This window comes from Labrys sp. KB_33_2 (assembly GCF_052114505.1).
GTDB lineage: Bacteria > Pseudomonadota > Alphaproteobacteria > Rhizobiales > Labraceae > Labrys.
Map to the genome: position 1 here is coordinate 24,732 of NZ_JBFREW010000015.1, position 13,265 is coordinate 37,996.

The following is a 13,265-nucleotide window of genomic DNA, read 5'->3' on the forward strand; positions in this document are numbered from 1 at the left end:
TCAGTCTGCCGCCCCCAGCAGCGCAGGCAGCCGCACCAGCACGATTTCGGCAGCCATCACCACCACGGCCCCGACCACAATGGAATGTGAGGTCATCTCGGCGAGGAGCGGCGGCAGCCCCTTGAACGAACTCGATAGCGCGGGAATGCCAAGACCGGCCATCAGGCCGAGCGGTGCCACCAGATTCTTGATGGCGCTGCCCCTTTCCTGGCTTGCAAGCTGGATGCCCGTCATGATCACCGTACCCGCCGCCGGCAGGAACAGGCCTCCGATGACGGCAGCCGGCGTCGCCACCAGCACGGCAGCCACCTTCGGCAGGAAAGCCAGCACGATGAAGATGATGCCGGCGATACGCACCACATGCCGGCTCGCCACACCGGTGATCTTCACCACGCCCAGGTTCTGGGCATAGGCCGTGGTGCCGAAGCCGCCGATCAAGGCGGCCAGCATGGAACCTCCCGCCTCGCCGGCAATGCCCATATTGACGCGCCGGTCATCCAGCGGCGTGCGGGTCAGCCGCGCCGTTGCTTCATACATGCCCATTGCCTCGACCACCGCGACCAGGAAGACGATGCTCATGGTCAGGGTGATGCCGAGGTCGAAATGGAGCGGGCCATAGGGGAGGAATTGCGGCAAGGCGAGCCAGGGTGCCGTCGCGACCGCTGAAAAATCCAGCAAGCCGAGAGCCAGGGCGGCGCAATCGCCCAGCACCAGCGCGATCAGAAAGCCGAACATGCGCAACCGGCCACCGAGCGCGGAACAGACCAGGACGGCAGCCGTGGTCAGGCAGCCCAACACCAGGCTCGGCAGCGTGCCGAAAGTCGGCATGCCCGGTCCGCCGAAGAACTCCTGGAAAGTGAACCCCGCCAGGGCGATGCCGACCAGCATGATGATGGTACCGGATACCGCCGGCGATAGCAGGCGGCGCAGCCTAGCGAGTTGGCCCCCGGCGGCTGCGAGAAAGACCAGGCCAGCACCGATCAGCAAGCCGAGGCTGGCCGAGGCGATGGTCCCGGCTTTGTAGTAACCGATGGCGAGCGGCGAAAAGGCCGATGACGGCCCCTGCACGATGGGCAGGCGCACCAGCTTGGTGCTCTGCACCACCGTCACGATCCCGGCAGCCAGGAAGGTCGCGGTGACCAGATTGGTGGCCAGACTCGCGGAAAAACCGCCGACGGAAGCGACGAAAATCGGGTCGAGCCAGGCATTGGAAACTAGGGCCTGCTGCAGGCCCAGCGCCAGCCCGCGCCGGGCCGGCATCACTGCCTCGACATCGCCGATGGCGCCGTCATCGGCAGCCCGGTCCGAGTGTTCGCCAAGCCGATCTTTGATCAGACCTTTCATTGTAGTTGCTCCTCCCAAGAAGTGCACGGAGCGACGAGGCTGTATTTTTGTTTTAGGCAGCCAATCGCTGGATCCGGCGGGCATGCTTTGCATGCTCACGCAGGACGTCCTCCAGACCAGTGAGCACCGGCTTGCCGGCCTCGACCAGGATGTCACCATTGACGATGGTGGTGCCGGCGATGGCGGGGCCGCAGCGCAGCCAGGCCTCGACCGGATCGGTGTGGGCTCCGGCAAGTGCGACATCCGACATCTCCCACACCACCAGATCGGCGCAGGCCCCCGGCCTCAGATGACCGATCTCATCATCCCAGCCCAGGCACGCCGCACCGCCGCGCGTGGCCATGTCGAGGGCATCGCGGGCCGACATCGAATGGGGTCCGTTGCGGAAACGTCCGAGCAGCAGGGCGGTGCGGGCCTCCAGCCAAAGGGAAGCATGATCGGTCGAGGCCGAACCATCGCAGCCCAGGCCGACGCGCATGCCGCGCGCCCGCAGCCCCATGGCATCGGCAGCCCCGCCGCCGATCAGCATGTTAGAGCAGGGGCATTGGCAGGCGCACACCCCAGCTTTCGCCAGTCGCCCGATCTCGTCCTGCGAGGGGTAGATGTAGTGGGCGACCCAGGAACGCTTGCTGGCCCAGCCGACGCGCTCGAAATATTCCGTGGGCGTGCAGCCATAGACTTCCTGGCAGTAGATGTCCTCCTGTGGGTCCTCGGCCAGATGCGTATGCAGGCGAAGATCATATTTTTCGGCGAGCCGGGCCGATTCCACCATGATCCGTTCAGTCACCGAGAACAGGGAGCACGGCGCCAGCGCCACCCGGTTCATCGCGCCGGCCGAGGCATCGTGATAGGCTTCCACCAGCCTCACGCTGTCTTCGAGAATGGCCTCCTCGCCCTGCACCACCGAAGCCGGCGGCAGGCCGCCCTGCTCGACCGAGCGGGTCATCGAGCCGCGCGTCGCATAAAAGCGGAAGCCGATGTCCCGGCTGGCCCTCAATTGCGCGTCGATCAGGAAGGGTTTGGGATGGACATACATATGATCCATCGAGGTGGTGCAACCGCCCATCAGCAGTTCGGCCATGGCGATATAGGTCGACAGATAGACCGATTCCGCGTCGAGATCGGCCCAAAGCGGATAGAGGCCGGTCAGCCACTCGAACAGGGTGCCGTTGGTCACCGGCGCGTAGGAGCGGGTGAGGTTCTGATACATGTGGTGGTGGGCGTTGATGAGGCCGGGCGTCACCAGACGCCCGCGCGCCGACACCACTTTCGTCGCGGCCGGCTCCTCACCACTCTTGCCGATGGCCTGAACCCGTCTATCCTTGATCGCGATCCAGCCGCTGGCAATCTCCCAGCTTCGATCGACATAGATATAGGCGTCACGCACCAGTAGATCCGCAAGCATGCAGCTCCTCCCCGTCAGTTCCCATGCATATCCGAAGGCGCTTTCGCCACCTTCGCGCTATGAGCCCTGTCCCGGGAGGTGCGAACTCCGGATCGTCATCGAAAAGGCTGAGCGGGCTTGCTCGCAATGCTGTGCACGAATGCAAAGCTTCTTCCATGCTCACCAGTTTTTCACCTGTGTCAACTTTTTTTCTTGAGATTTGCTTTGACGAGGCGAACACCCCAACGCATTCGCCCGCCGCTTCCGAGGACTTCGAATCATGAAGATTGCAGTGATGGGGGCCGGCGCCGTCGGCTGCTTCTTCGGTGCCGTGCTGGCCCAGGCCGGCCATAACGTCACCCTGATCGGACGCCCGGCCCTGGTCGAGGCCGTCAGGGATGGCGGGCTGCTGCTCGAAAGTGGCGGCGAGCGCCGGCACGTGCCCGTTCTTGCCGATACCAGGCCCGAGGCGGTCGCAGGAGCCGAACTCGTATTGTTCTGCGTGAAATCCTTCGACACCGAAGCGGCGGCGGTCGCCATCGCTCCTCATATCGGTGCCGATTGCTCGGTCTGGAGCCTGCAGAACGGCATCGACAATGCCGACAGGCTCGCCCGTATCCTCGACAGGCCGGCCGTGCCCGTTGCCGTCTATGCTGCGCTCGAGGCGCCGGGCGCCGGCTATGTCCGCCACAAGGGCGGTGGCAAGATGGTGATCGGCCCCTCCCCGCGCAGCGAGGAGTTCGCAGCCCTGTTCGCCGCCGCCGGCATTGCGGCCCGTGTTGCGCCGGATGTCGCCAGCACGCTGTGGACCAAGCTCGCGGTCAATTGCGCACTCAATGCCATCTCGGCGCTCGCCGCCCTGCCCTATGGCGGGCTGATCGGGCGCGAAGGCGTGGATGTGCTGCTGAAGGGGATCCTGGCCGAGTGCCGTACCGTGGCCGGCGCCCATGGCATCACCCTGGCCCCGACGCTGGAGGACACCGTGTTCGGCCTCGGCACCAGCATGGCCGAGCAATATTCCTCCACCGCCCAGGATCTCGCCAGGGGCCGGCGCACGGAAATCGACGATCTGAACGGTGCCATCCTGCGCCGGGCCGCCACGCGCGGCCTCGAAGCGCCGCTGAACCAGGCGCTATGGGCTCTGGTAAAACTGCGCGAGAGCGTTTCCAAGAAAGGTTGACCGTCTTTTCGATTGGGAAAACGCGTCAAAACATTTTGCGATTCGACGTGATTCCATGAAATCGCAGAATGCGTCGGGCCAATTGCGCTGTCGGCCCCGCGCGCGATCGACAAGGAAAACCCCGCCTCGTCGGCGGGGTCATGATGCTCGGGGATCTCTGGAAGCTGGTCTCTCCTGGGGTAGTGACCGGCTACGAGAATAGAATTGATCATCGGGTGTGATTTTATCGTGACCCCGATCTCCGGATCCAGGCCCCTCCGCCCGCCCCGAACAGACATACGTCCAGTTCCAGCCGCCGTCGATGATGAGACGCCTAGTGAAATCGGAATCCCGACGATCACGCGGCCGCTATTCCGATCCCGCTCGGCGCGTTTGCACACAAGCAAAAAGCCCGGCGCGTGCCGGGCTGTTCATCTCCTGGGATTGCCTGATCAGAACTTGTAGTTCACGCCTAGGCGAACCGTATGGAAATCCGTGCGCAGCTTGGTGTGGATGGTGTACTGCGTCGGCTCACCATCATTGATCTCGGTCGCACTGATTTTCGATCGACCAAGGTCGATATATTGGTATTCGAGCTTGGCGGTCCAGTGTTCGTTGAAGGCGTATTCCACGCCGCCACCGACCGCGAAGCCAACTCTGGTCTTGTTGGTACGAGCGTGCGCGAGGTAATCGCCGTCGACGTAGTTCTGGGTGTATTTGACACCACCCACTGCCAAACCGCCGGTCGCATAAATCAAAATGTTGTCAAAGGCGTAGCCGATTCGCGGACGAACCGTGCCGAACCAGTTGACCTGGCTCTTGGTGCTCAGGAAATAATCCGTGGTGGCGCCGATGCGGCTAGTCTTGTCGCTGATACCGGCCCCCTGGATATCGCCTTCCAGGCCAAGGACGAAATTGCCCGTCTGCCAATTATAGCCGGCCTGTACGCCGCCGAAGCCACCCTTGGGTGAAAGGCTGCCATACTTGTCCGTATAGGGGTCGGATTCCGGAAAGAGTTCCGACATCGTCACATCGTGGCTGGATCCGAAGGCATAGCCGCCATTGATACCGGCATAGAAGCCTGTCCAGTTATAAGCGGCTGCAGGAGCCACCGGCTCTACTGCGGCGGGCGCCAGGTCAGCAGCCGAAGCACCGGCCGTGGCAAGAAGAAAGGCTATTGCCGAAATCCGAAACTTCATTTCTACAAACCCAGATCTAATAGGACGATAATTTTTCCTATCATGACCACGGCTGCAAGTATGTGATTTTAAAGCAACAGTTTTAATATATTTTGATAATTCAATATAAGAAAATTCATGTACTAAATTTACAACAAACATCATTCATATCGTATAATATTTTCAAATAACCGTGAAATTTATTCGTCCCGTATATTTTTCGACTCCTCAAGGTCGGGAAGCCACCCACTCGCCCTGGCCACTGCTGCCTCAAATAGCCACGACTCCTGCCTTGGCAGTGTCGAACATCTGGTATTTGAACGCATGCGGGGTCTTGCCTTGGAAAGGCTGCGGCCGTCGGATACTCCTATAACGGCGCCACCTCCCGCCTGCCGTCGTGAAGGGAGTTTCATCGAAGGCCGTCAGATGCTGCAGCGAAGAGCGGAGGCGCAGGCCGACATAAGGCTCCCGGCCTTTCGACAGAGTCGGGGAACGCTGCACCGGCGGGAGTCCTGGCAAAAACAAAAGGCACCGCGTTTGCGATGCCTTGGGTCTTCAGTTCTTTCTGGTAAGCGATGGTGGGCGCGACAGGGATTGAACCTGTGACCCCTACGATGTCAACGTAGTGCTCTCCCGCTGAGCTACGCGCCCATCGCTTGCGGAGGCCGGCCTGATAGCAGGTTGAATTAGGCCATGCAAGCCATTCGTCCCGCTATTTTGAAAAGAAGTTCAGGCGGCCTTCAGGAGCTTGTCGACTTCGTTGACCAGATCCTTGAGATGGAAGGGCTTGGACAACACCTTGGCGTCGCGAGGTGCCTGCGAATCGGGGTTGAGCGCCACGGCCGCGAAACCGGTGATGAACATCACCTTGATGTCGGGATCGAGTTCGGTGGCCCGGCGGGCCAGCTCGATGCCATCCATTTCCGGCATGACGATGTCGGTGAGCAGCAATTCGAACGGTTCTTCCCGCAGCCGATGATAGGCGGACAGGCCGTTATCGTAGGACATCACCTCATGTCCGGCATTCTGCAGGGCGCGCACCAGGAAGCGGCGCATATCATTGTCGTCTTCGGCAAGGAGAATCTTGTTCATGATGGCGTCCCGAATCCCCGGCAGGGCCGGAGCATGTTCGAACTCTATAAACCGTCGTCAGGGTAAACGCCCCGTTTACATCGCAATAGAGTTAATCCCGAATTCGTGATGCCGCCAGTGGCTGTTGTGCGGGACGGGTGAAGTAAAAATCATGCGGCGGGGCTTGTGATGCTTGCCCGCCCGTGATTTTGTCGAATGATGTCGGCATCGTTCGAACCGGCCGCACCCTCGAGGTGCCGCGGCCGACGAGGCCGCAACCCGCCGCTGGAGTATGTGCACGGCATGGACATCGAGCTCAGCCCTCCTTTCGACGTGGTCGAGCCTGCGGCCTATGCGGCGCCTTTGCTGTTCAACTCGCCCCATTCGGGACGGGTCTATCCGCGCGCCTTCCTGGAGTCATCTCGCCTCGATCCGCTGTCCCTGCGCCGCTCCGAGGATGCTTTCGTCGACCTCCTGCTCGCCGATGTCGCTGCCAGCGGCTCGGCGGTGATGAGCGCGCGCTTTCCCCGCGCCTTTCTGGACGTCAACCGCGAACCCTACGAACTCGACCCGCGCATGTTCGACGGCAGGCTGCCGAACTATGCCAATACCCGCTCCCTGCGCGTGGCCGGCGGCTTGGGCACACTGGCGCGCGTGGTCAGCGAGAACCAGGAGATCTACGCCCGCCGCCTGCCGGTGGACGAGGCACTGCGCCGGATCGAGGAGCTCTACAAGCCCTATCACCGCACGCTACGCCGCCTGCTCGGCCAGATCCACCGCGAATTCGGCGTGGCGCTGCTGGTCGACTGCCATTCCATGCCGTCCTGCGGCCTGGCACGCGAGGACAGGCCCCGCGCCGACATCGTGCTGGGTGATCGCTACGGCACGAGTTGCTCGCATCTGATCATGGATTGCGCCGACGAGGCCCTGCGCAACCTCGGTTATTCGGTGGCACGCAACAAGCCCTATGCCGGCGGCTACATCACCGAGCATTACGGCAATCCCGGCGCCGGCTTCCACGTCATCCAGATCGAGATCAACCGTTCGATCTACATGAACGAGCAGGATTTTTCCTTGGCTCCGGCCTTCGACCGCCTGAAGCAGGATCTCACCGTGCTGCGCGATACGCTCGCTGGCCTGCCCTTCCACTATCTCGATGCATTCCACCTGGCCGCCGAGTGAACCAGCCCGTTTCGCCTGCCCCCGAAGCCAATTGGGTCTTCGGCTATGGTTCCCTGATGTGGAATCCCGGCTTTGCCTTTGAAGAGCGTCAGAATGCGCTGATTCGCGGCCTGCACCGGGCCCTGTGCATCTGGTCGCATGTCCATCGCGGCACACCCGAAAAGCCCGGCCTGGTGCTCGGCCTCGATCGAGGCGGCTCCTGCCGGGGGGTCGCCTTCCGCGTCGCTTCCGAGAACTGGGATGCGACGGTGGACTATCTGCGCCGGCGCGAGCAGGCCACCAGCGTCTATATCGAGATCCTGCACGAGGCCCGGCTCGAGGACGGGCGTCATGTCCGCGCCCTCGCCTACCGGGCCGACCGGGCGCACCATCAATATTGCGGCAAGCTGCCGGACCGCCAGCTCCTGGAGGTGGTGCGCGGCGGCGTCGGGCTTTCGGGCGCCAATCCCGATTATGTGCTGGCCACCCACGACCATCTCGACGAACTCGGCATTCCCGACCGCACCTTGGCCTGGCTCTCGCACCAATTGCGGGGGTGAGGCCGTCGCATCCGGGGAAGGTCGTTTTCCTTCACCTTTTGCCCCTAACAGCCTGGAAAAGAGTAAGGGCAAGGGGGCGGCCGGTGGCTATACCCCCTTCACAAGACCGACACGTTAATCCTACATTGTGTTGGACGAACAGCCGAATCGGCCTTTTCGGCTGGACTGATGGTGACGGGAGCGCTTCGTGACAGCGCATGTTTCGCCTGCTGTGTTTCATACGTCGGTCTCGCCCGAGGCGTGTCCCGCGCTCGTGCTGAACGCCGATTACCGGCCGCTGTCCTATTATCCGCTCTCGCTCTGGTCCTGGCAGGATACGGTGAAAGCGGTCTTCCTCGACAGGGTCAACATCATCTCCGAATATGACAAGGTGGTGCGAAGTCCCACCTTCGAGTTCCGATTACCTTCGGTGGTATGTCTCAAGACCTACGTCAAACCCAGTCGAAACCCCGCCTTCACCCGCTTCAACGTCTTCCTGCGCGACTGCTTCACCTGCCAATATTGCGGCACACGGTCGGATCTGACCTTCGACCACGTCATCCCCCGCTCCCGGGGCGGACAGACCACCTGGGAAAACGTCGTCGCCGCCTGCTCGCCCTGCAATCTGAAAAAGGGCGGCGCCATGCCCGCCGAGGCTGGCATGCATCCCAACCAGAAGCCCTACGCCCCCTCCCTCAGCGACCTGCACCAGAACGGCCGGCATTTCCCGCCGAACTATCTGCATGAGAGCTGGCTCGATTACCTCTATTGGGATACCGAACTGGAGCCTTGATCGGCTTCATTCGCCGGGGCATGCTTTGCGCGTCGCGACTGCTTCGTTCCGCGCTTTTGGCGTGAATTGATCGCGACCTTTCCGATTGTTAACGAGCGCTCACTATGGAACTCTCCTATGGTGAAGCGGCCGCAAGGCAATCACCATACAAATGCGGGGCAAAGTGCGATTTCCTTAAATCGCCCTTTTCTCTAATTCTTTGTTTCAGCGCGTTTTCCTAATCGAAAAGTCGACCAACTTTTCTGGAAAACGCTTCCGGTGCTGTAAGCACTCGAACGCTCGTTACGACCGCGAAGGGAGGTTCCATGCCGCACGAGACACCGTTGATTGCAACGATCGTGGCGGGCCTGGGACTGGCATTCATCTTTGCGCTTGTCGCACAGCGGTTACGACTGTCTCCGATCGTCGCCTATCTGCTTGGCGGCGTGGTGATCGGCCCCTTCACGCCCGGTTTCGTGGCGGACCAGAATCTCGCCAATGAGCTCGCCGAGCTCGGCGTGATCCTGCTGATGTTCGGTGTCGGCCTGCATTTTTCGCTGAAGGACCTGCTCTCCGTCCGCGCCATCGCCGTTCCCGGCGCGCTGGGCCAGATCGCGGTGGCGACCCTGCTCGGCATGGGTTTTTCCTGGGTCATGGGCTGGGGCCTCGGCACGGGCATCGTCTTCGGCCTCGCCCTCTCGGTCGCCAGTACCGTGGTGCTGCTGCGCGCCATGCAAGAGCGTAAGCTGATCGAGACCGAGCGCGGCCGTATCGCCGTCGGCTGGCTGATCGTCGAAGACCTGGTGATGGTGATCACCCTGGTGCTGATCCCTCCGCTGGCCGGACTTCTCGGCGGCCATGCGCCGGGCGAGGTCGCACCTTCAGGCCTCGCCGCCAATCTCGGCCTCAATTCGATCGCCGCGACCCTCCTGGTCACCGCCATCAAGGTCGCCGCCTTCGTGGCGCTGATGCTGGTGGTCGGGCGCAAGGTCATCCCCTGGGTCCTGCATTTCGTCGCCCATACCGGTTCGCGCGAGCTCTTCCGCCTGGCCGTGCTGGCGATTTCGCTCGGGGTCGCCTATGGCGCGGCCGTGCTCTTCGGCGTCTCCTTCGCGCTGGGCGCCTTTTTCGCCGGCATGGTGCTGGCCGAATCCCCGCTCAGCAAGCAGGCCGCCAATGAGACGCTGCCGCTGCGCGACGCCTTCGCCGTGCTGTTCTTCGTCTCGGTGGGCATGCTGTTCAACCCGGCGATCCTGATCCAGCATCCCCTCGGCGTGCTCGCGACCTTCGTGATCATCGTGATCGGCAAGTCGATTGCCGCCTTCCTGATCGTGCGCGGCTTCGGTTATTCCAAGGGCGTCGCGCTCACCATTTCGGCGAGTCTCGCCCAGATCGGCGAATTCTCGTTCATTCTGGCGGTGCTCGGTGTCAAGCTGCAGATCATCCCCGGCACGGCGCGCGATCTGGTGGTGGCGGGCGCCCTCATCTCAATCGTGATCAACCCGATCCTGTTCATGGCGCTGGACCGCTTCGTGCTGCGTCCCGAACGCCAGCCAACCGCCCCAGTCAAGCCGGAAGTCAAACCTGAGGCCGAGCCCGAGGCACAGCCTCAGCCGGAGGCCTCGCCGGGTGCGTCCGTCGCGGAAGCCGCGCCCGCTCCGGCGCCCCTGCCCAAGGATGATGACATCGAAGTGGTCCAGCCGACCAAACTCAGCCAGCACGCCATTTTGGTCGGCCATGGCCGCGTCGGCAGCCGGGTGGCCAAGGCCCTGCACCAGGCCGGCGTGCCGCTGGTGGTGATCGAGGAATCGCAGAGCGAGGTCGAGAAGCTGAAAGCCGAAGGCATCGAGGTCTATTCCGGACCGGCCGGCGACTACGAGACGCTGGAGCTGCAGAATCTGGCCGGCGCGAAATGGCTGGTCGTCGCCATCCCCGACGCCTTCGAAGCCGGCCATCTGGTGGAGCAGGCCCGCACGCTCAACCCGTCCATCCGCATTCTCGCCCGGGCGCATAGCGAGGAGGCGGTGGACTATCTCCGCGGGCTCGGGGCCGATGCGATCCTGATGGGCGAAGAGGAAATCGCCCGCGGCATGATCCGCGACCTGCTGCAGCCCGAGGAAAGCCAGCCCGGTCAGGCGGCCTGACTATGCCGGGACTCCGGATCCCCGGGTCAAGTCCGGGCACGACAGAACGACACTCGTTGCGGCAAATATCTATGCTTACCCCCGCTAAACACAGGCTACCCTCAGCGGTTACCTCCCCGTTAAGACCTCGATAACCGTACGAATTGTTAATGAGTTGATACCCTTTACCTGAATTTCCTGCGGCTTTATTGCTATTCCATGAATAGAATGAACCATTTTTAGACACCAACGCCCTTTTGGATAGCGGGCGACCTCCACGCGCCCCGTATCATCAACGTCAAATCAAGATGCGGCAGGAACCGCCGGGCGCGAGCCCGGCAGATGGCGGCTGCCTGCCAAAGCGTTTTGCGATTGGAGGCAAGAACGCTCTAGCCAATCCATCAGGTTGGCTTGGAAACAAGGAGCCAGAGCAAACAGGCGTTCGGCCATGGACGCGCTTTGCTCCGAGCAGGGTTTGAGATCCTGCGGATTCCTCCTGATCGATCCCTTGGCTCGATCAGGAGGAATCTGCATACGCATTGGGAAAAGCGACGATGCAGACCTCTTCCGTCGACGAGGCAGACCAAGGCCAGGAGGTCCTCACGGGCCAGCCGCCTTTCGAAGCTCCGACGGAGGACCACCCTGCTAGGCCGGCCGAAAGACGCAGGCGGCGTCCCCTAGTGCCCACCAAACTGCAGAAAAGCGCCGGCCGCATCATGCTGATCGTGGTGGGCTTCGTCTGCATCTATATGGCGATTCTGGCGCGGTTGGTGCAGTTCGGCACCGCGCCGGACGAGCAATATGACGCGCGCCGCTCGGCAGCCGACCAGTTGGCTGCGGCACGCCCGGATATCCTTGACCGCAATGGCCGGATCCTGGCCACCGACGTGCAGGTGCCTTCGCTCTACGCCGAACCGAGGAAGATCATCGATGTCGACGAGGCGACCGAGCTGCTCACCGCCCAGATGCCCGAATTCGATGCACGCGATCTAAGGGCCAAGCTTGCCTCGGGCAAGGGCTTCATCTGGCTCAAGCGCGAGATCACGCCCGAGCAGCGCAATCGCATCTATGCACTCGGCCTGCCGGGCATCGGCTTTCTCAACGAGGCCAAGCGCATCTATCCCAACGGGCCGACGGTGAGCCATGTGCTCGGGGCCGTGAACATCGACAACCAGGGCATTGCCGGCATCGAGCGATATATCGACCGCAAGCGCGGCCTCTCCGAGCTGCAGGCACTCGGCTACGCCTCCGACCCGCACGATCTCAAGCCTGTGCGCCTTTCGATCGATCTGCGAGCCCAGGCGGTGATGCGCGACGAACTCGTCGCGGGGATGGAGCACTACCAGGCCAAGGCGGCGGCCGGCGCCATCATGGACGTCAATACCGGCGAAATGATCTCGCTGGTGTCCTTGCCCGATTTCGATCCCAACAACCCGGCCGAGGCATTGGATCCCAACCGGATCAACCGCATCAATGTCGGCGTGTTCGAGATGGGCTCGACCTTCAAGGCCCTGACCACCGCCATGGCGATCGAATCGGGCAGATTCACCACCGCTTCCATGCTCGATGCCCGCACCACGCTCAAATATGGCCGCTTCACCATTCATGACGACCACGCCCGTCGGCGCATGCTGAGCCTGCCGGAGGTCTTCACCTTCTCCTCCAATATCGGCTCGGCCAAAATGGCCCTCGCCCTCGGCGTCGACGCCCACAAGGCCTTTCTGAGGATGATGGGCCAGACCACGCGACTGGTCACCGAACTGCCCGAGAACGCCATGCCGATCCTGCCCAGGCGCTGGAGCGAGATCAACACCATCACCATCGCCTTCGGCCATGGCATGGCCGTGGCGCCGCTGCAGGCGATGATGGCGGTGGGGGCGATGATGAATGGCGGCCATTTGATGAAGCCGACGTTCCTGGCGCGCAACGAAGGCGACGCCCTGGCGGGCTCCAAGCTGGTCCTGAAGAAGCACACCTCCGACGTGATGCGCTACATCATGCGCCTCAACGCCACCGACGGCTCCGGCAAGAAGGCCAATGTGCCCGGGCTCGGCATCGGCGCCAAGACCGGCACGGCCGAAAAGGTCATCAACGGGCGCTATTCGAAGAAGCTCAACTTCACCACCTTCATGGCGGTATTTCCCTTCGACAAGCCGAAATATCTGGTGCTCGTGCTCTATGACGAGCCCAAGGGCCTGCCCGAGACCTATGGCTACAGTTCCGCCGCCTGGAATGCCGGGGTTACCACCGGCAAGATCCTGGAGCGCATCGGCCCGCTGCTCGGCGTCAAGCCGCGCTTTACGGAGATTCCCAACCCCGTGCCGCCGCTCTACGCCCCTCGCGGCGAAGACCATCCGATGGAGTGGCTGGTCACGCATTGAGCGCAGAAAGGGTGTTCAGTCGCCACCGCAATCCTGCCAATGCCGCGCCGCCCCTCACCTCAATCCCAGTCCACTCCAAGTGGAGTGGACTGGGATTGAGGTGAGGGGCGGCACAGGACCGGCTTAAACATACGGAAGGCATGTTCCTGCCCG

General features: G+C 62.4%; 10 protein-coding genes and 1 tRNA gene. 6 read left to right on the forward strand and 5 right to left on the reverse strand.

What is annotated here, in order from left to right; all coding sequences use genetic code 11:
- Both AB4037_RS24720 and AB4037_RS24725 read right to left on the reverse strand, forming a co-directional pair.
- Window positions 1-1,344 (reverse strand): uracil-xanthine permease family protein, encoded by a 1,344-nt coding sequence (locus tag AB4037_RS24720; RefSeq protein ID WP_441773297.1) that lies wholly within the window; start codon window positions 1,342-1,344, stop codon window positions 1-3.
- Between the two features lie 52 nt (window positions 1,345-1,396).
- On the reverse strand, window positions 1,397-2,749 hold the full coding sequence (locus AB4037_RS24725) for an 8-oxoguanine deaminase (protein ID WP_441773298.1): 1,353 nt from the start codon (window positions 2,747-2,749) through the stop codon (window positions 1,397-1,399).
- A 259-nt stretch (window positions 2,750-3,008) separates the two neighbouring features.
- Between AB4037_RS24725 and AB4037_RS24730 the strand changes: the two genes are divergently transcribed.
- The gene (locus AB4037_RS24730; RefSeq protein WP_441773299.1) at window positions 3,009-3,908 is read left to right on the forward strand and encodes a ketopantoate reductase family protein; all 900 of its coding nucleotides are present in this window, start codon (window positions 3,009-3,011) and stop codon (window positions 3,906-3,908) included.
- 431 nt (window positions 3,909-4,339) lie between these two features.
- Here the strand turns inward: AB4037_RS24730 and AB4037_RS24735 are convergent, their stop codons facing one another.
- The 3 genes from AB4037_RS24735 to cpdR all read right to left on the reverse strand — a co-directional run bounded on the left by AB4037_RS24735 (window position 4,340) and on the right by cpdR (window position 6,160).
- Window positions 4,340-5,086: an outer membrane protein gene (locus AB4037_RS24735; protein WP_434959539.1), complete on the reverse strand. Its 747-nt coding sequence runs from the start codon at window positions 5,084-5,086 to the stop codon at window positions 4,340-4,342.
- A gap of 555 nt (window positions 5,087-5,641) precedes the next feature.
- A tRNA-Val gene (locus AB4037_RS24740) sits at window positions 5,642-5,716 on the reverse strand.
- Window positions 5,717-5,794: 78 nt separating this feature from the next.
- Entirely contained in the window at window positions 5,795-6,160 is a 366-nt protein-coding gene (gene cpdR / locus AB4037_RS24745; RefSeq protein ID WP_105864233.1) for a cell cycle two-component system response regulator CpdR, read from the reverse strand.
- 279 nt (window positions 6,161-6,439) lie between these two features.
- Between cpdR and AB4037_RS24750 the strand changes: the two genes are divergently transcribed.
- From AB4037_RS24750 to AB4037_RS24770, 5 genes are all read left to right on the forward strand, one after another.
- Entirely contained in the window at window positions 6,440-7,318 is an 879-nt protein-coding gene (locus AB4037_RS24750; protein WP_441773300.1) for an N-formylglutamate amidohydrolase, read from the forward strand.
- Complete coding sequence (locus AB4037_RS24755) at window positions 7,315-7,857, forward strand: gamma-glutamylcyclotransferase (RefSeq protein ID WP_434959537.1); 543 nt, start codon at window positions 7,315-7,317, stop codon at window positions 7,855-7,857. The genes AB4037_RS24750 and AB4037_RS24755 overlap by 4 nt, the downstream gene beginning before the upstream one ends.
- Before the next feature lie 211 nt (window positions 7,858-8,068).
- Window positions 8,069-8,629 carry an HNH endonuclease gene (locus tag AB4037_RS24760; protein WP_149255366.1) on the forward strand — a complete coding sequence of 187 codons (561 nt, stop codon included), beginning with the start codon at window positions 8,069-8,071 and terminating at the stop codon, window positions 8,627-8,629.
- Between the two features lie 305 nt (window positions 8,630-8,934).
- Entirely contained in the window at window positions 8,935-10,752 is a 1,818-nt protein-coding gene (locus tag AB4037_RS24765; protein ID WP_434959536.1) for a cation:proton antiporter domain-containing protein, read from the forward strand.
- Window positions 10,753-11,285: 533 nt separating this feature from the next.
- Complete coding sequence (locus AB4037_RS24770; protein WP_441773301.1) at window positions 11,286-13,112, forward strand: peptidoglycan D,D-transpeptidase FtsI family protein; 1,827 nt, start codon at window positions 11,286-11,288, stop codon at window positions 13,110-13,112.
- Window positions 13,113-13,265: the final 153 nt, after the last annotated feature.

Coding starts and splice junctions, on each gene's coding strand:
- AB4037_RS24720 (WP_441773297.1), bottom strand. CDS start 1,344: ATGAAAGGTCTGATCAAAGATCGGCTTGGCGAACACTCGGACCGGGCT.
- AB4037_RS24725 (WP_441773298.1), bottom strand. CDS start 2,749: ATGCTTGCGGATCTACTGGTGCGTGACGCCTATATCTATGTCGATCGA.
- AB4037_RS24730 (WP_441773299.1), top strand. CDS start 3,009: ATGAAGATTGCAGTGATGGGGGCCGGCGCCGTCGGCTGCTTCTTCGGT.
- AB4037_RS24735 (WP_434959539.1), bottom strand. CDS start 5,086: ATGAAGTTTCGGATTTCGGCAATAGCCTTTCTTCTTGCCACGGCCGGT.
- AB4037_RS24750 (WP_441773300.1), top strand. CDS start 6,440: ATGGACATCGAGCTCAGCCCTCCTTTCGACGTGGTCGAGCCTGCGGCC.
- AB4037_RS24765 (WP_434959536.1), top strand. CDS start 8,935: ATGCCGCACGAGACACCGTTGATTGCAACGATCGTGGCGGGCCTGGGA.
- AB4037_RS24770 (WP_441773301.1), top strand. CDS start 11,286: ATGCAGACCTCTTCCGTCGACGAGGCAGACCAAGGCCAGGAGGTCCTC.